We start from the raw sequence: 21,129 nt of genomic DNA on the forward strand, positions 1-21,129 counted from the left end.
TTGCGCCGTGGGCGGGTGGCGTCTCCCCTCCAGGACGCCATGACTGCGGCGAGCACGCACTACCACACCGCCCAACTTGAGCTTGCCCGGCGCGAGCTGGAGCGGCGGCGGCGCGCCACGATCGCCGCCACGCCCTTTGGCGATTGGCTTCCCCAGGTCACCCCCGAGTACACATGGGGCTGGGCGCACCTCGTCTACATCCGCAGCTTCCTCGACCGTGTCACCAGCGGCGAGCTCAAGAAGCTGATGATCTTTGTCCCACCACGTCATGGCAAAAGTGAACAGACCACAGTGCGCTATCCGGTGTACCGGATGGATCGCGACCCGCGCACCCGCGTCATCGTCGGCTGCTACAACACCGATTTGGCCACCAAGTTCTCGCGCGATGCGCGGCGCATCGCGGCCCGGCGCGGGCTGACCCGGCACGGCCTCAAGAACACCGAGGCCGAATGGGAGGTGGCCGGCGGTGGCGGCTTCCGCACCGCCGCCGTGGGCGCGGCACCGACCGGGCGCGGCGCCGACCTGATCATCATCGACGACCCGGTGCGCTCGCGCCAGGACGCCGATAGTGAGACCTACCGCAACGCGGCCTACGCCTGGTACTCGAACGATATGTACACCCGCCTGGAGCCGGGCGGGGCGATCATCCTGATTATCACGCGCTGGCATGAGGACGACCTGGCTGGCCGCATCCTGGCCAGCGAGGACGGCCCGAACTGGACGGTCTGCTCGCTGCCTGCCGAGGCCGAGGAGGGCGACCCGCTCGGCCGCACGGTCGGGCAGGCGCTGTGCCCCGAGCGGTTCGACGAGGAGGCGCTGGCCGGCATCCGCGGCGTCCTGGGCATCGACTACTACGCGCTCTACCAGCAGCGGCCGGTCGCCGACGAGGGCGGCCTGTACCAGCGCGACTGGTTTGTCTACAGCAAGCCGCCGGCGACGGTGCGCGGCGAGCTGCTCTTCGACTACATTCTGCAGGCATGGGACACGGCCTCGTCCAAGCTCGGCGACTACTCGGTGTGCGTGACCGCCGGCATCACGAATACCCAGGTCTATGTGCTCGATGTGTTCCGTGATCGCCTGGAGAGCCCGGATCTTAAGCGCGAGGTCGAGCGGCTGGCCGAGTCCTGGGGACCCCGCGCCATCCTGATCGAGGACGCCTCCAGCGGCATCGCCATCCAGCAGATGCTGCGGCGCGAGACGAAGCTGCCCATTATCGCCGTGCCGCCTCACAAGGCGGGCAAGGTGAGCCACGCCCGCGCCAACGCCGTCTACTTCGAGGGCGGGCGCGTGATCTTCTGCCCCGGCGCCTACCTCCCCGCCCTGGAGCGCGAGCTGCTCAGCTTTCCTTCTGGCACCCACGACGACCAGGTGGACGCAATCAATGTGCTCATCACCAGGGTCTATGCTGCCGTGGCGAGTGGCCGGGCTGGCTCGCACAGCGGCTCGGGCCGGGGCTAGAGAGGCCGTTTACCGCATTGGGACGCGGAAAAATAATTGACAGGCGCTCTAAGTTGTGCTACAATAGAAGTGAGCAAAAAAGCGAAAGCCTGTGAGGCGCTGCGTCTCACCAAGCATCACACAGAGGAGCTTCACCGATGGCAACCGCATCCACCACCGTCCTGTTCGACCGCAACGGCATCCTGGCCTCGATGATCATCGAGCCGAAGAACCCCCGCTTTGAGATCGTGCGCGGCAGCGAGAGCGTGAAGACCGTGCCGGCCACCAGCGCATGGCGCAGCGAGCAGAAGGCGATCGTCGCCGAGGCGACCGAGCTGGCCGCGGCCGCGGTCACCAACCCGATCCTGACCACGCTGCGCGAGCGCGGCTGGCTGCTGGGCATCGACGGCCACAAGCCGACCCGCGCCAAGCTGGTTCTGTCCACCGAGGAGAACCCGGACGGCTCGTTCACCCTGACGTTTGCGGGCGGCAAGAACGCCGCCGCCCGCGACGCCGCCCGCGTGGCGCTGCGCGACTCGATGATCGAGGCGCACCTGAACGTGACCATCGGCGGCGGTGAGCTGACGGTGAGCGCGATGAGCGCCGACGACGATTGCGCCGAGGACGATAGCTAGGATCTGTTCGCTGACGGATGAGCCGGCCCATTGCGGGCCGGCTCTTTTGTATTTTCGGAGGTGCCGCAATGTCTCGTCTCTGGTTCTGCTCCAAGGCCTGCCGCGAGGCGGCTGACTCGACCCCGCGTCCCTGGCCATTTGCAGTTCACAACGACCGCTGCGTGATGTGCCACGCGCCCAAGCCCAACGTGGATGCCTTTCTCATCGCCAAGGCGGACATGAGCAATGGCTACTACTGCTTTACCGCCGAGCCGCTGATCATTGTCGGCGACTATGTCATCGTGCGGGTGGACGCCGCCTGGAAGCATGCGGCCTGGGAGCACATCTCCAGCGGCCTGCAGCTCGGCGCCGCCGAGATCTACGACCGCGTCGCTGAGGCGCTGGCGGCCGCGCAGGAGCTGGCTGCGTGTCGCCCGACCCCACGGCCTTTTACGTGGGAGGCCATTGCCCGTGGCGTGGACGGGGATCTCGTGCTGGCCCGCAGCGCACACGGCGCGCTGCCACTTCACGCCACAACCTTCACCTTCCGTCCCACCAACCCCAAATGGGGCATACGCCGTGGGAGCGCCCTGGATTTTTCAGAGCTCCGCTCGTCCGTGGGGGACGCCTTCCCCGGCCGCTTTCGTGCCGCCCTGGCCAACGCCTGGGTCAGCCTGGGCCTCGCCTAGTTGAGAGGGTTCACCGCCCATGCAGGTGATCGAACACACCGCCAAGTCCATCCTGTCCGCCCAATCCAGCGGCTTCCTGGTGCAAGGGCCGTACCCGTTCACCCACACGCTCAGCCCCTACACCGGGTGTCAGTTTGGGGGAACCACATGTGGGCTCTACTGCTACGCCCAATTGCTGCCGAACTGGCGCTACCGGCCCGAGGGGCTCAAGCCCACCCGCTGGGGCGAGGGGATCGCCGTTAAGGTCAACGCGGCCGAGCTGCTGTCCGACTATCTGGCCGGCTGCACCGCCGCCCAGCGCCGCCAGTTGCGGATCTTCATGTCCACGACGACCGACCCCTACATGCCGCTGGAGAAGCAGCGCGGGCTCACCCGGCGTCTTGTCGAGGTGTTCGCCCGCTACGACGACCTGGACCTGCTGGTCATCCAGACGCGCAGCCCGCTGGTGGCCCGCGACTTCGATGTGCTCAAGCACATCCCCTACGCCTGGCTCAGCTTTACCATCGAGAGCGATGACGAGGCCCAGCAGCTTCGAGGTGGGCCGGCGTACACCACCCGGTTCAAGACGGTGGCGGCGGCCGTCCACGCCGGCGTTCGCACGCAGGTGGCCATCAGCCCCTGCCTGCCCCACAGCCCTCGCTTTGCCGACAAGCTCGTCGAGACCGGCGCGCAGCGGTTTGTCATCGATACGTTTACTGCCGGCGACGGCGGGGGCGGATCGCGAACCGCCCAGCTCCCCTACTCCCGGCTCGTCCCAGCCTGGGATGAGGACGGGCCGGCCCAGCTCCTGGCCCAGCGCCTCGCCGAGGCTGGCGTGGATGTGGGCTGGTCGGCCGATGGCTTCGGCGGCATCCCCTACCGCACCGAGGACGCTCGCAAGGGCCACCCGGATCGTGCCCACGCGCAGGGGGATGATATGCAGCTGCGCATGTTTACCCCCGACCCGCCGCCCGAGGGGGCGATGGTGCTCACCCTGGGCCAGGAGGGCGCGCCGCGTCGCCCGCTGCCCGGGTTTCCCTACTTCTGGCTCAAGTACGTCAGCGGGTTCGACGCCCGCTTTCACTGCGCCCAGTGCCTTGTGGGACCCTTCCACAAGGGCATCTGGTCGACCGTGCGCGTCCCGTCCGCCCACGTCCTCACCCAGGCCCAGGGCTGGCGCTTCGCCTACCTCTGCGGTGTGGCCGAGACCCAGTGGGCCGACAACCTGCACGTCCCGGTCGCGCATGCGCTGGGGCAGGAGGTTGAGGTATTTACCTACAACGGAATCCGCGTCCACATCACCAACGCCCGCCGCGTGGAGATCCCCTGGATCGACGACGGATGGCAGGGTTTCCCGCGCAGCTATACCACCTGCCGAAATTTCCAGTTCGGCGTCCACCATTTCGGCTACGACGGCGCGACCCGGCCCAGCCAACCGGAGTTTACCAACCCCAAGAACGGCCGCTCGCTGGACACGCTCCAGCGCCGGCAGCGGCGGAGGAAGAACCAATGAGCGCACTCACCTTTGAGAATCTGCTGCGACACATCAGCCACACCATCGTGTGCCGCGCCCACGGCACCCCACCGCAGAATGTGGTCATCCACTGCGCGACCTGCGACGAGGTGATCATTGACCTTGACGCCGACGGCGAGAGCCTGTTCGGCCTGGTTCCGCTCAAGCCCGAGCCGCCGGTTATGCCGCCCGCGGTCGCCGCTGTTCCCGTCGCTGCGGATTGACCGCAGCCTGTCCCAGAAGCTGAGCCGCCGGCATCGCTGGCGGCTCTTTGTATGCCCAGGAGTATGTGATGCCCGCGAACCTGATCGGCTTCCTCGGCGGCGTGGCCGCGAGTGGGGCCAGGTACAAGATCGAGATCCGTGACCTCGGCGGCGGCGCGTTCGAGGCCACGGCCCTCAATGCCGGCGGCGCGACCGGCTGGTCGCGCCCGACCCTCATCAAGGCCGGGGCGATCGCCGAGGTCATCAAGGCAGCCTCGACGAAGTTTGCTGAGAAGACCAGGCCCGGCCGCGACCGCATGTACACCCGCCCGTTTGGCGGCGGGCCGCTCGCTGAGCCCTTCCCTAAGGGCGTGACCAGCCTGCCGGATCACCCCCTGTGCTGGCGCGTCGGCGACCCGCTCGGCCGGCTGCCTGCCGAGCTGCATGCCGAGGCCTCCGGCAGCGCCGGGCCCGGTGCCGTGGCGGCACCGCTGACGGTGCCGCCGGCGACGCCAACCTTCGGCCAGGTCGTGATGCTCTGCGAGACCGTCCCGAGCTGGGACGACTTCCTGCCGTATCTCACCAACGCGGACTGGATCCTCACCGAGAAACTGGAGGGCGATCGGGGCCAGCTGCACCACCACACCGACGGGCAGGTCTACCTGACCAACCGCTCGGGCGAGATCATAAACTGCCCGGCCCACATCGCGAAGGCCATGCGCGACGGCACGACGCCGGGCACATCGCTAGACGGCGAGGTGATCAGCGTGGACCGCGACGGCCGGGCGCAGCTCTACGTCGGCGCCCAGGCTGACATCCAGCTGTTTGTGGCCTTCGACCTGCTGGCGATCGACGGGCGCAGCATGCTCCACGAGCGCCAGTGTACCCGCCTGCGCCGCCTGGAGGGGCTGCTGCCGACGTTTGAGCCGCCGATCCAGGGCTGGTACAGCCCGGTACGCGCGGTGCGCTGGTCGAGCCAGGACGCCGGCAAGTCCCTGATCGTGGACGAGGTGCGGCAGCGCCAGGGCGAGGGCTGGGTGCTGCGCCAGGCCGACGCCCCCTACGAGGGCAAGCGCAGCAGGAACTGGCTGCGCTTCCGCGACCGCGAGAAAGAGATGGATGTGGTGGTGATCGACTACCGCGAGGGCACTGGTCGGCTCAAAGGCACCGTCGGTGCGATAAAGGTTGGCCTGTACGAGGGGCGCAGCCTCTACGCCATCGGCTGGGTCGGCTCGGGCTGGGACGACACACAGCGGCGCACGTTCTGGGAGGCCTGGCACTGCCGGGAAGCGGGCCAGGTGGTCGTGATCAAATCCTTCGGCCTGAGCTTCGCTGACCAGGTGATCCGGCCATCCGGTGTGCGGGTGCGCGCCGAGGGCGATAAGCAGCCGGTCGAGTGTCAGTTTTCAAGCGAGGTCGGTCGCGACCGCGTGTCTGCGCCAAAGGTGCTCTGAGGAACGCCATGAATACCACTTCGGCGCCACCCATACCTCCTAACGAGCCGGCATTCGTGGCCGCGTGGCGGCAGCTCAGCGAGGAAACCCTGGCCCAGATCATTCCCGGCACGAGGGTCGGCCAGGAGCGCGCCACTGAGGAGCTGCGCGCACGGTTTATCCGCCAGCGGCATGACTATCACCGCGCCCGCGCCTTCGCAGGCTGCCCGGCATGGCCGGGCGTGGAGGAACGCCGATGATCGCGGTGATGCTGCGAGACGGTACGAGTGGCGAGCCGCTCGGAAGCTGGACGGTGCAGGACTGGGTCGCCGACGCCGATGCGCTGCAGGCGCTGGCCGACGATGCCGGCTGCGTCGTGACCGTCGTGCCGCTGGCCAAGATTCAGCCCCTCGACCCGACCGAGCTGGTACGGCGCGCCAAAAGCCGCCTGGCTGACCAGGTGATCACCATCGTCACCTATCGCCCAAGAGGCGGCCAGCCGCCGCCTGAACACGAGGAGCTTCCGCTATGACCGCGACAACGCGGCGCGCCCCGGCCGGCCTGGCCGGGGCGCTGCTCTTTGCCCTGCCCGATGCGGCAGGCACCACCCGGCGGATCGCGTTGCACCCGCCGTCACACTATGCCATTGACGATCGCTGGCACACGAGCAGCCTGATGGTTGGTCCGCCCGATGGCTCGGTCGAGCTGGCCGCGCCGGCCAATGACGACCCACTGGCGAAGCTGCGCTTCCCGCACCTCGGCAGTTGGGATGCCCGGTACCTGGGCTATGAGAACCTCTGGATGCTGCTGTCGCACTACCCGCGCGAGACAACCCGCGACGGGCAGGGCCATCGCCTCGCGCTGCCCGGGCTGGCTGGCCAAAGCCGCTGGCTCACCGTGCAGCGCGAGCGCGGCGACGACCTTGTCGAGCCGATCACCGCTGTCGGGCCTGACCCTGCGGCCGCGATGGAGCTGCTACGCGCCTGGATGCGCGACCGGGCCGCGCCGCAATGGACGGGCGGCGACGAAGATCCGGCCCTGGGCCGCACCCCGCTTTGGGTCGAGCGCGACCTGGGCGTGACGATCACGCTCAGCCGCATCACCATGCCCGCCGACGATCCGCGGGCGCTGCTCAGCCCAACCTGGTGGACGGTCACGCGGCGCTGGCCACGGCCGACCATGCTGCCACTGGTTACCACGCGGTGGTTCAAGACTGGCACCGCTGCCGAGACCGCGGCGGCGATACGGGCCTTCACCGGCCTCGTCGCCGGCGCTGGGCCGCATTGGCGATGAGCCACTTTCGCGAGCTGTACCGCCGTCCGGTTCAGGAGTGGCGGCGGGATCAGCTCGACCACCTGACCGCCGAGGATCTGGCAGCACTCTGCCAGCTCTTCGGCGTGGCCTTTAGCGGCACAAAGCCGCAGCGCGCCGAGCGTCTCTGGCAGGCGCGCCACCTGCGGCTCGTGCTGGCCGGCTACGCCAGCGATCGGGCCGGCGTGGAGGCGCTGGCCGGCAGCTACCGCGCTCACGAGCTGCTGGCGCTGTGCCGCGCCGCCGGCGTCTACGCCGGCCCCACAAAGTACGCCCGCGCTGCCGCGCTGCTCAAGTGGCGCGACGAGTGCCGCCGCAAGGGGCAGGAAGCCCTTCGCACCGCCCGCTCCGCCGTGGCCGGGCAGCCACGACAAGCACGTCTCTTTTGAGAAAGGAACAACCATGAAACCGCAACGCATCATCACCACGTCCGCCCACCGCCCCTTTCGCGCAGTCGCTTTGAACGCCTTCTTCCTCGGCCTACTGCTGGCATTCCTCCTCCACTATGCAGAGCAGGCATACCCGATACGACCAAGGTGGATATTCCTCGAGGTGGTCGTTGGCGTCGTGTTCGCGCTCACGCCGGTAGCGCTGGCGGCCAGGCGCTGGAAGATCAGCGACTGGAGCGTCTATGAGCGCCTGGTCTACGTTGGCTTTGTCGCCGAGGGTCTGCCGATCATCATCTGGCAGCTCGTTGCGTACTGGCCAAAGTAAGCCACGGTAGGGCTGCCAAAATGAACTGCGGATCGGATCCGGTACATCGCGCGCTGCACGCCGCCGGCGTGTGCCTGTGCGCGCTCTCCACGAACAAGCCGCCGATGCAGCAGCTCAGCGTCGAGGAGGCCGGCCAAATGGCCGGCCTCTTCGGATTCACGCTGCACCAGCTTAGCAACGGGCGATGGGTCGCCCGCGATGAGGCCCGCGGACTCCAGACGCCTGACGGCGCGGGCATCAGCACCGCGCACGCTACCGACGACCTCGGCAACCTGGTGGTACGCGCCCGCTGCGCGGACTCGCTGGCCGGGCCGATGACGATCGCCGAGGCCACCGAGCAACTGGCCCGCCTGGGCTTTGAGCTGCGTGGAGGGCACCACCGCACGTTCGGCCAGGAATGGTGGGCGACGAGCCAGGCACGTGAGGTTTCGACCGGAACCTGGCTGAACCTCAAGAGAGTTCTTAGCGCAGCGCGGGCGATCGTGGTCGCCGATGGACTGGTCGAGCGGCGGCAAGAGCGGATGGTTGACCTCACGCTCCAGCTCCAGCCGCTCGACCTCGACCCGCGGCCGCGGCTGCGGCCGATTGCCAGCGCACGTGAGGAGGCCGCCGCGCGGCCGGCAGCCGGCGCAGCCGAGCAGCTCAGCTTGGGCCTCGATGTAGCGGACGCGCTGCCTGCGCCGTGGAGGCCGAGGCACCGAAAGCGTTGACAGGTTGGGGCCGGTGAAGGGCGTTTTACCGCATTAGGACGCGGAATACTTATTGACAGGCGCTCTAAGTTGTGCTACAATATGCGTAGGAAAAAGCGGAAAGCCCACGGAGGAACACCATGCAGACAATCACCAACCCCATCCTGGACGTGGCCGACGAGGTCGAGGCCGCAGCGTCGATCAGCCAGACATGGCATTACGCGATGGAGTGCGGCGCGGGACCGGATATGCTCACGGACGTGGCCGCGTACCTGCGCCAGATCGGCACACCCGAGGCGATGCAGTGCGTCCGCGACATCGAGGCCAGCCGGCTGGCCCTGGTCGAGCTGCAGCTGACCCGCTGGATGAATGCAGGCATCACCTTCCACTGCATCAACGCCGATGTGACCCGCCTGGCTGTCGAGCACGCGCTGCCGGCCGACCTCAACGAGGCCGCCGCTCAGGAGGCGCTCGACCAGCTGAGCGAGGCCGAGCGCCTGCCCTACTGGATGTACCGCTAATCGCCGTCGGCGTCACCGTCATCACACCCAGGAGCATCCCAATGAGCACCACACCCACCACCGTTTTCGAGAAGCGCGTCGGCGGCAAGACCGCCCAGGTCGTCATGTATCCGGCGGCGGCAAAGGTCGCAGCCCACTTCGCCATCACCTGCGACGGCAGTGCGCCGGAGATCATCCCGGCCACCCGCGCCTGGCGCAGCGAGCAGAAGGCCGCGATCGAGCGGGCCTGCGAGCTGCTCGGCGTGCCGGTCTCGGTGTTCGAGGAGCTGAAGCCGTCGGCCCCCACCGGGGTCAGCGGCGCGCGGATCACAAAGATGGCCGCGCTGGTCGCGCAGAACATCCGCGAGAGCGGCTCGGCTGCCTCACCCGATGCGCTACTGAATCTGGGCCGCGAGCACGCCGAGCACTGGGCCGCGCTGGGCCGCGAGGCCTTCAGCAACGAGATGGCCCGCCTGGAGGCTGAGGCGAACGAGCTGTGCGAGGCCTGGGACATGGCGGCCCGCGAGAAGATAACGGTCTACTAGAAAGCGAGGCGTGGCGATGAACTACTCCGTCAACGACATCCTGCTGGCCAGCGCGAACCGCGAGATCGTGGTGTGGCGCCGCATGGGCGGTACCAACCCTGGCTACGGGCTCGACGTAGATGGGAAGACGGCCCAGTTCGTCGGCAGGGGACTGACGGCGCTGAAGGCGGTGGCCAACGGCCTGGCGAAGGATCGCGGCCTGAAGCTGTCCAGACCCGCAACCACGCCAATTCCCATTGCGGGCTCGGGTGCGACCGCCACCCACACCGACACCGAGACGTCGGCCATGCTCGGTCGCTTCTACAGCGACGACACCGAGTACGCCTGGGGCGAACGCATGGAACCACAGGGCGAATAGATCCCAGCAAGCCGATCGGGCGCCGCGCGAATGCTTCGCGCGGCGCTCTTTCGTTTCAGGAGCACCACCGTGGACATTGCACGATTGACTACCGACCTCGACCTGATGGTCGAGAAGATCAACGCCATACGTAGCCAGATGGAGACAATGATCGCCATCACCAGGCCGACCCTCGCAGACCCCGATGCAGTCGAGAGGCTACGCGCCCTCAAGACACAGATCGACCGCACCCGCGCCGGCGCGATCGCCGCCCGTGAGGCCGCCAGGAAGATCGCGCCGAAGGCGTACGCCACGGAGGCCGCCGGCCTCTAGCGCCAGGAGATTGTGATGAGCGCCCTGATGGGAAAATTAAGCGGCCAACAGATTGCGCTGGCGCTCGTGCTCAAAGAGCTGCACCACGGCGACGACGCGGCTTCCCGCGCCGTCGATCGCCTGCTCAAAGATCCGCTGGTGCCGCCGCTGATCTCCTTCGACGGCGTCGAGGCCATCTTCCAGTCCGGCAGCGAGCCTGAGGTGCAAAACGTCACCACAGCTGAGGGCTGCTCCTGTCGCGGCGGTCGCCACCCCTGGTGCGTGCATCGCGTCAGGTTCCGCATCCTGATGGCCGAGATGGCGCTGCGCGACCCGCTGGGGCTGCTGAGCGCGTTCGTCGAGCACACGCCGGACGACCTGCGCCGGCCGCAGCCATACCCCTGGCCAAGCCCGGCGCGCTTGACGAGCTCTATCCCAGAGCTATCATTGCCCGACAGCCTGCCACCAGCGCGCCCCCTGCCCAGAGTCTCGCCGCCGTCTGTGGATCTCCAGCGCGAGATTGATGAGCTGTTCCCCGATTAGGGAGGGGAATACGGACACGTTGATAGCGTTTCAACGTCGGGTGTCGCATGCCCCAGGAGCGGATCACACGCTCATCTTTGCCCTGGCCCAAATCCTCTACGAGGAGAGCTCGACCCGATTCCGCGAGGCGATTATGGACAAGATCGTCTACAACGGCGAGACAGTCTGGTTCCGCCCGCCGACCCGTTACCAGTGGCGCAAGGATCGCGCCGACGCCATCGCGATGGTCGAGGCGATGGCCGCCGACCTCGGCGTCACGGTGGCCCCGCCCGCCAAGCCGAAGCCGATTGCCGTCCAGGGCAAGGCTCCGCGCGGCCCGGAGAGCCGAGAGCACCTGACGATGCTGGGCAGGCTCTACGGTGAGCACGTCGAGGTCGGGTTTGGCGAAGAGCCGGAATCGCACCGGAACCGCTAACCAGCGTTCTTCAGGCTGCTCCAGCGGTGTCAGGTGCGAGCGCAATTAGGCAGTATAGACAGGACGCTAATCTGTGCTATAATGGTAGTAGTTTATGGTTCAGGGGTGGGGTTTCCCGCTTGGGTGCGAAAGCCGGTTCGACTCCGGCTTGTGAACAGCTGGTCCGCAAAGAGGGCTTTCGAAAGGAGGCTCCTATGCGGATAGAGTGGCTTGCTGGTCTGCTGAGTATGTCGGCGGAGTTAATTGATCACCTGCTCGTGCTGATAGGCACTACGTCTGTGAGTTGGTTGGTGTTGACTCAACTGGTTCTCTCTGCGGTTCAGTTGGTTTGCATGGTCCTCGGCCGGTCGCGCCCTGTATTTTACAGTACCCCCTAGAGCCATAAACTAAAAGGAGGATTCGCTAACTATAGCGAATCCTTCTTTTTTTGTTGGTAATTTTTCTGGGTAGGCGCTCACGCAAAAACATCCGCCCATCCTCCTCTGTATGTATTTCTCCCTTGCCTTATCTTCACCCACAACACCTCCTCGCCACGTGTAGTCTAATCGTACTTCTCATCGACACCCCTGGCGCGAACATATCCCAATGTGATGCTGTTGTAATACTTGGAGACTCTTATGGTGACTACCAAGCCTGCCGCGGCTGCGCCAGCCTTGTATATCCCTCCTCCCTCGACGCTGGCCGCGCTGCCCGACCCGCAGGTCGGCCTGGACGAGGTGCTCAAGCTGCTGTTACCCGACGATGCCGCGCTTCACCGCGTCATCGCCTAGCTGTGCCGCATGCGCTACGTCCACCCGGCCTTGGCGTTCGACGGCATGGATGCCACTTTCCAGTCATCGTCGCAAGGGGACGCAGAGTATCACCATGTTGGCCTGGACAACGATGGCCAGGAGCCGATTGTCCAGGCCGAGGCCACCCTTGGTGCATTTACCGCCTGCGCTTTCGCCTGGAGTTGGCCGAACTGGCGCTTTGCGACCCGCTGAGGCTGCTGAGCGCGTTTGCGGAGCATATGCCGGATGACCTGCGGTGACCCACAACAGGTGGAGGAAGAAGTCCGGGAGAGGAGGGGGGAAGCCGTCGCACGATGACACAAACCCGCCCCCGCCAAGCTGCTCGGCAGGGGCGGGTTTGTGTCAGGGCGTCTCTTCAGGGGCTTCCAATTGTTCCAAGCGCAGTTGGACACCCGCAGGTTCTCCAATAGGGCGTCCTATCAAAACGGTATAGCGCGGCCACTTATCATCGTATGTATGCACCTCACTTGCTTGCACATATTGCGCGGATGCCAAATGTATTGCATCAGCGGCACGAAAACCAGTCCACCCCTGATCAAGGGCAGCGCGGCGCAACGCTCGGCTCTGGCGCATAATGCCTTCGTGTGGCTCCACAAGCTCGATTAAGGTGCGATCGGCCCAGAGCGTATCGATGCGCGATTCGGTGTCGGGCATCAGGCGCCCACGGGTGCGCTCTTCTGCGGTGAACACGACTTCGGCAATCGTCAGCGTTGAGGTGACGATCTTTACTCGGCCAGCATTATGGCGGATTTGTGCAAACCACGCCTCAATCATATCTACACGTACCGGCTCTTTTTGAAGGTACGCAAGAAAGACCGATGTGTCCCAGTAGATGAAGTCGGGTCTAATCGCCATCCCGTAGACTCCTGACTAGTTTTTCTGCAGGAGGATCGCCTTCGCCAAAGGGAAGTGCACCACGAGCCTGGCGATATGCGTCGGGCGCGACCGGCTCGGCAATGGTGACATGGGTGATATGTCGAACGGCAAGCGGCCTCCAGGTTTCAGGATCGCGGGTAACGACTCCTTCAACAGTCGCATGTTTGCCCCAGGCATTGCGCATTAAATCTTCATCGCGCTCGCTTAAGTAGCACGCCACCGGACGATCGAATAGCGTGTCGTATAAGATAAAGCGCAGACCCCGGCGATTAGTGAGCGTTTGAATGGTTCCACGAACAGTACTGATCGCGGTTGGCAGTTCGCGAACCGGTTCTTTTGCACGCGGTGTGATAGCAAAATCCCCAAGGTGGGTTTGAAACCGTAGGCGCTGGACTGATGGGCGCTCGGCAACATCGGCTAATGCCTGAGCCGCCTTTCGAATCTTTGGGCCATAGGGAACGTGGGTCTTAGCGGCAAGTGCCTCGCCGACAGAATGATAGGCGCGCACAAGTAGCGGCCCTGCATCAGGAGTGCGTGCGTTTACTGCAAATGTGCTAATAGCACTGCTCGCCTCAAGTTCTGCAACGCTATAGGACACATCATCTTTGGGCGCAAGATCAGTTGCGAGCTGCCGCAGTAGCTCGGAAAGCCGGCGTATGCCAAGGCTAAAATCTTCTAGGCTGATGTCGCCGTCAAGTGCAAGTGTAACACTTGTGTCAGCCATCACCCACCTCCCCTACGTTCTGCTCATCGTAGAGGTATATCGTAACACGCGACTGGGTCATCTGCTGTCCTGATTTAGCCCTGTGGGTCTTCGTCCTGCTCCTCAACGATCCAGTACCGCACATCGGCCAGCCGTTTCGCCGTCGGAGCGTCGACGCGCAGGTCGTCGATGATCCGCTCGGCCTCGCTCCAGTCGACGATGGTCACCAGATCGCTAACCATCGCGCGCAGGCTCGTTTCGTCGCCGGATTGCAGGGCTTCGGTCAGTTGGTCATTATGGCAATCAAGGTCATCACTATCCACCTGGTTTATCGTCAGGCACTTGCTGATATCGTTCCTGTGCGACCCTGGCTTCCTGGAAGATCTGCGCCCACACCGCGGCGGCGCGCATCTGATCGGCAAGAGAGGGTGAGAGTGTGGGCCGTCGGGGAGCTGCGATGCAGCAGATGCGGTGCATCGCCGGGGCGATGGCAGTAGTCTCCTCGGCTGGCGAAGCGGTGGGTATTGCATCATTCATTGTTGCGATCACTCTTTGTTCATCAGATAACTCTTCTTTGTATAATACTACAAATTGTTCTCCACAACAACGGCACTTGAGGTCACGGTTGGTCTACCGAACATAGAGCTACATCGTATAGAACCCGCGACTCACCTTGCGAATCCGCCCGCGGTGGACTAGGCGCTGCAGGTTGACGGACACCTGCGTTGGTAGCGTACGTAGCACCCGGCCCGCTCCATCACCGCCACAATCTGGTGCGGCTGCATCGCTCCATTAGCGGCGCGCAGGATCGCGAGGATAGTTGCCAGCTGCGAGAGATCAGAAAGCTCCAAGGTCAACAGCTCATCAATGTTCGCCGCCCGTCTGGTGAGCGGCGGTTTGGGGAAGGCTGGAGGCAGCAGGTTCAGATCGCGATGTTGTGCGGTCTCAAGCGCGACCACCTTGCTTCGAGATCGGCCAGTTCAGCGTGGTGCGTTCCACATAAGCCTATAGTATTCCGGAAAAGTCCCTTTATAAAGAACGTGCCGCACGCTTGACAGGTATATATGAGCGTGCTAATGTGTACCTGTGATCAGGAGGAGGCAACTCAATGGGGAAGATCATTAGCAGGGCGCGCCAGATCCGCTTCAATTTGCAGGCGAAGCTGGGACGTGAAGTAACGATCGAAGAAGTTGCCGGAGCCATCGGGGTAGATCGGCGCGCAATCATGCGCGTCGAACTTGGACGTGCCCGCCAATATGATGTGGAGATGATGCAGCGATTGGGGGACTACTACCACGCCGCAGGTATCGATACCACGGACTTGCTGAGGTACGATCCAAATAACAGACAGGCGTCTGAGTTAGTGGGCCTTGCGGCCTAACTCAGACGCCTGTCTGTTTGTGGGTGCGCTGCTAAGTTTACGAGGCAGAACAGCGCTTCCACATGTCACCCGCCGACCCACGCTTTAACGCGATGGATCGTCGGTATCTGCTGAACTCATCATAACCTGCACCAGTGACACCTAGCGACGTTCTGGCGGCTACGACGGCACCTTAACAACTCGACGGTTTCAATGTGAGCGCCGCTTTTCCGGCGGCAACTCTGGGTTCCCAAGATTTAGTGGCGGGGAGGGAGAGATTCGAACTCTCGATGGGATTGCTCCCATAGCGGTTTAGCAAACCGCCGCACTAGGCCACTATGCGACCTCCCCGTGCGACTTACCGGCAGATTGTACCATAGCCTCGCCAAATTGCCAACTGTAAGAATTGAGTGGAGGGGGCGGTGGGATTCGAACCCACGAGGCTTTGCAGCCTTGCGCTTTTCAAGAGCGCCGCGTTCAACCGGGCTCCGCCACACCCCCTTATGTTAACTTGAATTCTTAGTACCTCTCTTTGAGTGCTCTACCCCGTAGAAGTGAATTTCTGCGTGGCAGTTAGGGCAGAGAAGCTCAAGGTTCTCTAGTTCGTTGCTACCGCCGTCGCTCCGCCGCACAATATGATGGACGACGAGAATATCCTGGTTCGCATACGCACATCGCTGACATTGCGGTCCCCTGGCAAGGATGAGTCGTCGCTTGAGAGCCTGCGAGTCCTTGACTTTGTCTTTGACCAGAGCTCCAGGCTGACGGTATTTCATCCCCGCCCGGTGCTTATTGGCGCATGCCCTGCTACAGGTCTTGGAGTGGCGACTCCCCAGGATCTCCGTTCCACAGACGACACAGGGCACCGGTCTTCGACAGGCCTTCCCGTAGCACTCCTGGCTACAATAGACATTGCCGTTATTCCGGGCGAGATCCCGAGGCCGCCGATAGACAACCTTGCCGCAAACAAGACACGTGCAGTTAGGTGTACGAATCATACAGGCGTCTCCACGAAAGCGGATACGCCTGTATTGTAATACACAAGAACACTTGTGTCAATAATGGCAGGCGGGACAGGAATCGAACCTGCAACCTGCGGATTTGGAGGCCGCTGCTCTGCCTAATTGAGCTACCCGCCTTCGGACCGCGAAATAATACCATACCCCCGCCGCCTTTGCAACACTGAGGTGATGAGGCGCTGAGGCACTGAGCGTGTGTCTCAGTGCCTCAGTGATTCAGCGCCTCAGCGATCTACACCGCCGTGATCAGATGGTCGGCGTGCATGCTGCGGCGGGTGCGCGTCTCGCAGCGCAGGATGAGCGAGTTGGTGGAGGCGCGGTCGTGGGCGAAGCTGACGCCCGCAAGCAGCAGGCCGGAGGTGATCCCGGTGGCCACGAAGAAGATCTGGTCGCCGGCGACCATATCCGCGCAGCTGAGGATGCGCCTGGTCTCCACGCCGGCCTCGGCCAGCGATGCGCGCTCCTCGGGGCTCTGCGGGGCCAGGCGGGCCAGCATCTCGCCGCCGAGGGCCTTCACGGCGCAGGCGGCGATCACGCCCTCGGCGGCGCCGCCCACCCCGATCAGCAGGTCTACCGGGCCGTCGGGGGTGGCGGCCAGCACCGCCCCCGAGATATCGCCGTCGTCGGCGAGCACCACGCGGGCGCCGGCGGCGCGGATCTCGTCGAGCAGGTCGTGGTGGCGCGGCCGGTCGAGCAGGAAGACGGTCAGGTCGCGGACGGCCTTGCCCTTGGCCCGCGCGATCAGGGCCAGGGTCCACGCGGCGGGGGCGTCGAGGCACTCGGGCACGAGGGCGGCGGCGGCGGCCCGGTTGACCACCAGCTTCTCCATGTAGGCGGCCGGGCTGGGCGACCACATCGAGCCGCGGGTGGCGACGGCGGCCACCGAGACGGCCCCGGCGCGGCCCTGGGCCAGCAGCCTCCGCCCGTCGATCGGGTCGATCACCACGTCCACGGCGATGCCGCGCCCGGTGCCCACGGGCCGCCCGGCGTGCAGCTCGGGCGGGCCATCCACCCGGCTGTCCTCGCCCAGCACGATCCGCCCGTCCATCTCCAGCTTGTCGAGGGCGCGCAGCATCTCTGCGCTGGCCGCCCGGTCGGCCTCGTCGCGCTGGCCCAGCCCCATCCAGCGGGCCGCGCTGATCGCCGCCGCCTCCGTCGCCCGCACCATGTCCAGCCCGGTGTTCCGGTGAAGCCTCGCCTCGCTCATAGACGCCTCACATGATTTTCTATTGCTCAACAATGCCAGCGAAGCTGGCATTGTTGAGCAATAGAAAGATATTATTTACACCTCCACCGCCGTCAGCAGGGCGGCCGCCTCCCAGGCCAGCATGCCGCCCTGGACGATGCTGATATTCGTGTGGCCCTGGGCGATCAGGTGGGCGGCGGCCCGCGCGCTGCGCCGGCCGCTGCGGCAGACCAGGGTGATCGCCCGGTCGCGCGGCAGGTCGTCGGGTCCAGACAGGATGACCGGCAGCGGCGTGAGCGTCGCCTCGGGGATGTGGGAGAGCCGGTACTCGCGCGGCTCGCGCACATCCACCACCAGGGGCGGGTCGGCGCCGCGCAGGCGCTCCCACAGCGCGCGGGCGGACAGCTCGGGCGCCGGCGGGGTCAGCCCGTGCCCGCCGAGGGCGACCATGCCGTTCACCAGCCCGCGCTTGGGCAGGTCCTGGCACTCGCGGAAGGCCCGCACCTCACACTCGTAGATGCAGATCGCCGGGTCGAGCGTGTGGTGGAACAGCTGGCCCAGCGCCTCGTCCTCATCGAGGAAGGCGTCGTCGCCGAGCAGCTGGACGAAGCCGGTGCTGCGCATCACCTGCATCACCGGGTCGCGCACGCGCACCAGGAACATCCCGCCGCCGCGCTCCCGGCAGATGCGCAGAATGTTCTCCATGGCCCGGATGCCGCTGATGTCGCAGTGCTGGACGCTGTGCATCCGCAGCATCAGGAAGCGCTGCTCCGGGACGCGCGCGAGCATATCGTAGAGGCTCTCCTCGATGTGGTTGGCCGCGCCGAAGTAGAGGTCGCCCAGCAGATCGACCACCGCGAGCTGCGGGCAGCCCGGCTTGCCCGGCTGGTAGGCCCAGTGGCGGAAGGTGTCGTCGGGGAGGACGGCCAGCACCCGCGGGGCGCTGGTCTTGAGCAGGTAGTAGCCCAGCGACATGAGCACGCCGATCAGCACGGCGAACTGGAGCGGCAGGGCCAGGGTGGCCGCCAGGGTGACGATCATGATCACGGTGTCGCCGGGCGCGCCGCGCCAGATCCGCGCCATGGCCCGGCGGTCGATCATGCTGTAGGCGGTGATCACCAGGGTCCCGGCGAGGGCGGGCCGCGGCAGGTGGGCGATCAGCGGGGTGAGCAGGAACATCGCCGCCAGCACGAAGATGCCCGAGAAGGCGTTGCCCAGGCCGGTCTGCGCGCCGGACTGGAAGCTCAGGGCCGAGCGGTTGAAGGAGCCCGAGGTGGGGTAGCCGCTGAAGACCCCGGCGGCGATGTTGGCCAGCCCCTGGCCGACAAACTCCTGGTTGCTGTCGAGGCGCTGCCGCGAGTGGCTGGCCACCGCCCGCGCGATGGCCACCGCCTCCACGAGGCCGATGATCGCCAGGGCCAGGGCGCCGTTGGAGAGCTGCCCGATCAGGTCGATGTCGAGCAGCGGCAGGCTCGCCAGGGGCGGCAGGCTCTGCGGCAGCGCGCCGAGCACCTGCACGCCCAGCGCCTCCATGCCCAGCCCCCACGAGGCTAGCCCGCTCGCCACCACGCTCAGCAGCACCGCCGGCAGCCTGCGCTGCACGCGCGGCAGGATCAGCAGCAGGCCGATCGTTCCCAGGCCCAGGGCCAGCGATGGCGGGTGCAGCTCGCCGATCTGCGCCGCCGTGGAGCGCAGCGTGTCGAACAGGCTGGCCGTGCTCTGGAGATCGAGCCGCAGCACCGGCTCGATCTGGTTGGACATGATCAGAATGCCGGCCCCCGCCGTGAACCCGACCGCCACCGAGTCCGAGACGAAGTTGACCAGCAGGCCCAGGCGGGCCACGCCCATCAGCAGGCGCAGCAGCCCGGCCATCACCGCGATCAGGCCGGCGGCGGCGATGAACTCCGGGCTGCCCGGCGCGGCGATCGGCAGCAGCACCGAGAGCGTCAGGATGGAGGCGGTGTTGGTCGGCCCGCTGTGCAGGTGGCTCGACGAGCCCCACAGCGCGCCGATCACGCTGGCCAGGATGGCCGCGTACAGCCCCATCGTCGGCGGCAGCCCGGCCAGCAGCGAGAAGGCCAGCGACTGCGGCAGCAGCACGACCCCCACCGACGCGCCGGCGATCAGGTCGGCGCGCAGGGCGGCCCGCGAGTAGCCCCGCAGCAGGCGGGCGGGCTGGGTGAGCAGGGTGGACGTGCCGCGTAGATAGGTCAGCATGACCCTGTCCTCGATGACATGTGATGTGGGATTATGGTAGCACGTTTTTAGGCGAGGGGCGGGCCTACGGCGACGAGGATGTACATGCCGGCCGCGCCCAGCATGTCTGATGAGGGCCCGCCGGCCTGGGCGGCGTCGATGAAGCGGCGGACGATCTGCGGGCTGAGCAGCTGGAGCGCGGCGCCGCCGAAGATCAGCAGGGCCAGCAGCCCCAGCTGGGCGCGCCGGGGCGCGAGGTAGGCGGTCAGCAGCCGCCAGTAGCGGTGAGGGGCGAAGGGCATCATATGAGTGTCTCCTCAAAGCGCAGGGTATCACGCGGCCCCCCGGCGCTAGATCGGCCCTCGGGCGGATTCTCCGCCCGCTGTAACCTCCGCCCGGCCCCGCGCATCATATGCGGTGAGGCAGGGCGCACGCCCCTGTCCCCTGTCCCCTGTTCTCTGTTCTCTGGAGGTCATTGCTCTATGCCGCTCTACGAGTACCAGTGCCCCGACTGCGACGCGCGCTTCGAGCGCCTCGTCCGCAGCAGCGATTCGGCGCCGAAGATCGCCTGCCCGACCTGCGGCGGCGAGCGGCCCGAGCGCCTGCTCTCGATGTTCGCCACCTCCGGCCCGCGCTCCACGGGCTCCGCGTCCTCAGCGGCGTCCGACTGCGGGCCGGTTGGCTGAGGGCTCAGGCCGCGGCCGTGAGCCGCGCATCGTCTTTGTGTGGGCCGGGGGCGCTATAATACAGCCATGAACACCCCCCTCGCCAGCGAGTCGCCGCCCTGGGCCGCGTACGGCCCCGTCGAGGATGCGCCCGCGCCGATCATCGGCGACCCCGCGCTGCCCCTGGTCAGCGTGGTGACGCCCTCGTTCAACCAGGGCCGCTACCTGCGGGACACGATCGAGAGCGTGCTCGGCCAGGGCTACCCGAACCTGGAGTACCTCGTCATCGACGGCGGCAGCGCCGACGAGAGCCTGGACGTGCTCAGGGACTACGCCGGCGAGCTGCGCCTGCGCTGGCTGAGCGAGCCGGACAGGGGCCAGAGCGACGCGATCAACAAGGGCTGGGCCCGCTGCCGGGGCCAGGTTATGGCCTGGCTCAACAGCGACGACACCTACCTGCCGGGGGCGATCGCCGGCCAGGTGCGGGCGCTGCTGGCGCACCCCGAGGCCGGCGCGGTCTACGCCGACGCCCAGTACACCGACGCCGCCGGCCGCCCGCTCACCCGGCTCTACGGCCGCCCCTACTCGCCCCTGGCCCTGCTGCGCCTGGAGCTCCCCGCCCAGCCCACGGTCTTTCTGCGCCGCGAGATCGTGGCCCGCGTCGGCCCGATCAGCCTCGGCCGTCGCTACAGCATGGACACCGACTACTGGGCGCGGGCCGCCCGCCTTGCCCCCTTCCAGCAGGTGCGCGCCCTGGTGGCCACCTACCGCCTCCACGCCGAGTCGAAGACGGTCGGCCAGTTCGCCGGCTTCTACCGCGAGTGGCTTGCGGTGGCCGAGGCCTTCTTCGCCGAGCCCGGCCTGCCCGCCGAGCTGCGCGCCGGGCGCGGCCCGGTGCTCGCCGACATCTACGCGGCCATGGCCAACCTGGAGGCCCGGGGCGGCCGACCGGCCGACGCCCTGCGCTACCTGGCCTACGCCCTCCAGTGCGGCGGGCCGCGCCCGCGCATGCTCAAGCTGCCCCTGTCTCTGGCCGAGCGCCGCCTGCCCCTCGGGCTCGCCGCGCGCGCCAGCGCGATCTGGGGGCGCTGGCGTCGCG

General features: G+C 66.2%; 31 protein-coding genes and 3 tRNA genes. 23 read left to right on the forward strand and 11 right to left on the reverse strand.

Annotated elements, in window-relative coordinates; genetic code table 11:
• Nucleotides 1–39 precede the first annotated feature (39 nt).
• The 20 genes from terL to K2Z83_RS15700 all read left to right on the forward strand — a co-directional run bounded on the left by terL (nt 40) and on the right by K2Z83_RS15700 (nt 12,217).
• Complete coding sequence (gene terL, locus K2Z83_RS15605) at nt 40–1,458, forward strand: phage terminase large subunit (RefSeq protein ID WP_220596121.1); 1,419 nt, start codon at nt 40–42, stop codon at nt 1,456–1,458.
• Nucleotides 1,459–1,595: 137 nt separating this feature from the next.
• Complete coding sequence (locus K2Z83_RS15610) at nt 1,596–2,072, forward strand: hypothetical protein (protein ID WP_220596122.1); 477 nt, start codon at nt 1,596–1,598, stop codon at nt 2,070–2,072.
• Between the two features lie 68 nt (nt 2,073–2,140).
• Entirely contained in the window at nt 2,141–2,740 is a 600-nt protein-coding gene (locus K2Z83_RS15615; RefSeq protein WP_220596123.1) for a hypothetical protein, read from the forward strand.
• A 19-nt stretch (nt 2,741–2,759) separates the two neighbouring features.
• The gene (locus tag K2Z83_RS15620; protein WP_220596124.1) at nt 2,760–4,232 is read left to right on the forward strand and encodes a hypothetical protein; all 1,473 of its coding nucleotides are present in this window, start codon (nt 2,760–2,762) and stop codon (nt 4,230–4,232) included.
• Nucleotides 4,229–4,456, forward strand: coding sequence for a hypothetical protein (locus K2Z83_RS15625; protein ID WP_220596125.1), 228 nt, complete (start codon nt 4,229–4,231; stop codon nt 4,454–4,456). Before K2Z83_RS15620 ends, K2Z83_RS15625 begins: the two co-directional genes overlap by 4 nt.
• A 68-nt stretch (nt 4,457–4,524) precedes the next feature.
• Nucleotides 4,525–5,889 (forward strand): RNA ligase family protein, encoded by a 1,365-nt coding sequence (locus tag K2Z83_RS15630; protein WP_220596126.1) that lies wholly within the window; start codon nt 4,525–4,527, stop codon nt 5,887–5,889.
• An 8-nt stretch (nt 5,890–5,897) separates the two neighbouring features.
• Complete coding sequence (locus K2Z83_RS15635) at nt 5,898–6,128, forward strand: hypothetical protein (RefSeq protein WP_220596127.1); 231 nt, start codon at nt 5,898–5,900, stop codon at nt 6,126–6,128.
• Nucleotides 6,125–6,400 (forward strand): hypothetical protein, encoded by a 276-nt coding sequence (locus K2Z83_RS15640; protein ID WP_220596128.1) that lies wholly within the window; start codon nt 6,125–6,127, stop codon nt 6,398–6,400. The genes K2Z83_RS15635 and K2Z83_RS15640 overlap by 4 nt, the downstream gene beginning before the upstream one ends.
• Nucleotides 6,397–7,161 (forward strand): hypothetical protein, encoded by a 765-nt coding sequence (locus tag K2Z83_RS15645; protein WP_220596129.1) that lies wholly within the window; start codon nt 6,397–6,399, stop codon nt 7,159–7,161. Before K2Z83_RS15640 ends, K2Z83_RS15645 begins: the two co-directional genes overlap by 4 nt.
• Entirely contained in the window at nt 7,158–7,568 is a 411-nt protein-coding gene (locus K2Z83_RS15650) for a hypothetical protein (RefSeq protein ID WP_220596130.1), read from the forward strand. The genes K2Z83_RS15645 and K2Z83_RS15650 overlap by 4 nt, the downstream gene beginning before the upstream one ends.
• Before the next feature lie 13 nt (nt 7,569–7,581).
• Nucleotides 7,582–7,893, forward strand: a complete 312-nt coding sequence (locus K2Z83_RS15655) for a hypothetical protein (RefSeq protein ID WP_220596131.1) — start codon at nt 7,582–7,584, stop codon at nt 7,891–7,893.
• A gap of 104 nt (nt 7,894–7,997) precedes the next feature.
• Nucleotides 7,998–8,603, forward strand: coding sequence for a hypothetical protein (locus K2Z83_RS15660; protein WP_220596132.1), 606 nt, complete (start codon nt 7,998–8,000; stop codon nt 8,601–8,603).
• Nucleotides 8,604–8,722: 119 nt separating this feature from the next.
• A complete protein-coding gene (locus K2Z83_RS15665) occupies nt 8,723–9,103 on the forward strand; it encodes a hypothetical protein (protein WP_220596133.1) in 381 nt (126 codons plus the stop codon).
• A gap of 41 nt (nt 9,104–9,144) precedes the next feature.
• On the forward strand, nt 9,145–9,627 hold the full coding sequence (locus K2Z83_RS15670; protein WP_220596134.1) for a hypothetical protein: 483 nt from the start codon (nt 9,145–9,147) through the stop codon (nt 9,625–9,627).
• 16 nt (nt 9,628–9,643) lie between these two features.
• On the forward strand, nt 9,644–9,985 hold the full coding sequence (locus tag K2Z83_RS15675) for a hypothetical protein (protein ID WP_220596135.1): 342 nt from the start codon (nt 9,644–9,646) through the stop codon (nt 9,983–9,985).
• Between the two features lie 69 nt (nt 9,986–10,054).
• Nucleotides 10,055–10,297, forward strand: a complete 243-nt coding sequence (locus K2Z83_RS15680; RefSeq protein ID WP_220596136.1) for a hypothetical protein — start codon at nt 10,055–10,057, stop codon at nt 10,295–10,297.
• Between the two features lie 15 nt (nt 10,298–10,312).
• Nucleotides 10,313–10,819 carry a hypothetical protein gene (locus K2Z83_RS15685; protein WP_220596137.1) on the forward strand — a complete coding sequence of 169 codons (507 nt, stop codon included), beginning with the start codon at nt 10,313–10,315 and terminating at the stop codon, nt 10,817–10,819.
• A 133-nt stretch (nt 10,820–10,952) separates the two neighbouring features.
• Nucleotides 10,953–11,234 (forward strand): hypothetical protein, encoded by a 282-nt coding sequence (locus tag K2Z83_RS15690; RefSeq protein WP_220596138.1) that lies wholly within the window; start codon nt 10,953–10,955, stop codon nt 11,232–11,234.
• Between the two features lie 617 nt (nt 11,235–11,851).
• On the forward strand, nt 11,852–12,004 hold the full coding sequence (locus K2Z83_RS15695) for a hypothetical protein (RefSeq protein ID WP_220596139.1): 153 nt from the start codon (nt 11,852–11,854) through the stop codon (nt 12,002–12,004).
• A gap of 9 nt (nt 12,005–12,013) precedes the next feature.
• Complete coding sequence (locus tag K2Z83_RS15700) at nt 12,014–12,217, forward strand: hypothetical protein (protein WP_220596140.1); 204 nt, start codon at nt 12,014–12,016, stop codon at nt 12,215–12,217.
• Between the two features lie 150 nt (nt 12,218–12,367).
• Here K2Z83_RS15700 and K2Z83_RS15705 read toward each other — a convergent pair whose 3' ends face one another.
• The 4 genes from K2Z83_RS15705 to K2Z83_RS15720 all read right to left on the reverse strand — a co-directional run bounded on the left by K2Z83_RS15705 (nt 12,368) and on the right by K2Z83_RS15720 (nt 14,563).
• Nucleotides 12,368–12,880, reverse strand: a complete 513-nt coding sequence (locus K2Z83_RS15705) for a type II toxin-antitoxin system VapC family toxin (RefSeq protein ID WP_220596141.1) — start codon at nt 12,878–12,880, stop codon at nt 12,368–12,370.
• Entirely contained in the window at nt 12,870–13,625 is a 756-nt protein-coding gene (locus tag K2Z83_RS15710) for a hypothetical protein (protein ID WP_220596142.1), read from the reverse strand. The genes K2Z83_RS15705 and K2Z83_RS15710 overlap by 11 nt, the downstream gene beginning before the upstream one ends.
• 74 nt (nt 13,626–13,699) lie before the next feature.
• On the reverse strand, nt 13,700–13,927 hold the full coding sequence (locus K2Z83_RS15715; RefSeq protein ID WP_220596143.1) for a hypothetical protein: 228 nt from the start codon (nt 13,925–13,927) through the stop codon (nt 13,700–13,702).
• A gap of 372 nt (nt 13,928–14,299) precedes the next feature.
• Entirely contained in the window at nt 14,300–14,563 is a 264-nt protein-coding gene (locus tag K2Z83_RS15720; protein ID WP_220596144.1) for a hypothetical protein, read from the reverse strand.
• Between the two features lie 149 nt (nt 14,564–14,712).
• Between K2Z83_RS15720 and K2Z83_RS15725 the strand changes: the two genes are divergently transcribed.
• A complete protein-coding gene (locus K2Z83_RS15725) occupies nt 14,713–14,985 on the forward strand; it encodes a hypothetical protein (RefSeq protein ID WP_220596145.1) in 273 nt (90 codons plus the stop codon).
• A gap of 240 nt (nt 14,986–15,225) precedes the next feature.
• On the opposite strand, the gene K2Z83_RS15730 is transcribed toward K2Z83_RS15725, so the two are convergent.
• The 7 genes from K2Z83_RS15730 to K2Z83_RS15760 form a co-directional block, all read right to left on the reverse strand.
• Nucleotides 15,226–15,315 (reverse strand) — tRNA-Ser (locus K2Z83_RS15730).
• Between the two features lie 60 nt (nt 15,316–15,375).
• Nucleotides 15,376–15,465: transfer RNA gene (locus tag K2Z83_RS15735), tRNA-Ser, on the reverse strand.
• 5 nt (nt 15,466–15,470) lie between these two features.
• Nucleotides 15,471–15,962 (reverse strand): HNH endonuclease signature motif containing protein, encoded by a 492-nt coding sequence (locus K2Z83_RS29995; RefSeq protein ID WP_370650191.1) that lies wholly within the window; start codon nt 15,960–15,962, stop codon nt 15,471–15,473.
• 64 nt (nt 15,963–16,026) lie between these two features.
• Nucleotides 16,027–16,103, reverse strand: a tRNA-Trp gene (locus tag K2Z83_RS15745).
• Between the two features lie 112 nt (nt 16,104–16,215).
• Nucleotides 16,216–17,190, reverse strand: a complete 975-nt coding sequence (gene glpX / locus K2Z83_RS15750; RefSeq protein WP_220596147.1) for a class II fructose-bisphosphatase — start codon at nt 17,188–17,190, stop codon at nt 16,216–16,218.
• Between the two features lie 75 nt (nt 17,191–17,265).
• Nucleotides 17,266–19,386 (reverse strand): SulP family inorganic anion transporter, encoded by a 2,121-nt coding sequence (locus tag K2Z83_RS15755; protein ID WP_220596148.1) that lies wholly within the window; start codon nt 19,384–19,386, stop codon nt 17,266–17,268.
• Between the two features lie 47 nt (nt 19,387–19,433).
• A complete protein-coding gene (locus tag K2Z83_RS15760) occupies nt 19,434–19,670 on the reverse strand; it encodes a hypothetical protein (RefSeq protein ID WP_220596149.1) in 237 nt (78 codons plus the stop codon).
• 177 nt (nt 19,671–19,847) lie between these two features.
• Between K2Z83_RS15760 and K2Z83_RS15765 the strand changes: the two genes are divergently transcribed.
• Together K2Z83_RS15765 and K2Z83_RS15770 are read left to right on the forward strand one after the other, a co-directional pair.
• Entirely contained in the window at nt 19,848–20,051 is a 204-nt protein-coding gene (locus tag K2Z83_RS15765; protein WP_220596150.1) for a zinc ribbon domain-containing protein, read from the forward strand.
• Nucleotides 20,052–20,117: 66 nt separating this feature from the next.
• Nucleotides 20,118–21,129 (forward strand): glycosyltransferase family 2 protein (locus K2Z83_RS15770; protein WP_220596151.1); only part of this gene is annotated, 1,012 nt, incomplete at its 3' end.

Origin of the sequence: Oscillochloris sp. ZM17-4, assembly GCF_019599295.1 — a bacterium.
Taxonomy (GTDB): Bacteria; Chloroflexota; Chloroflexia; order Chloroflexales; family Chloroflexaceae; genus Oscillochloris.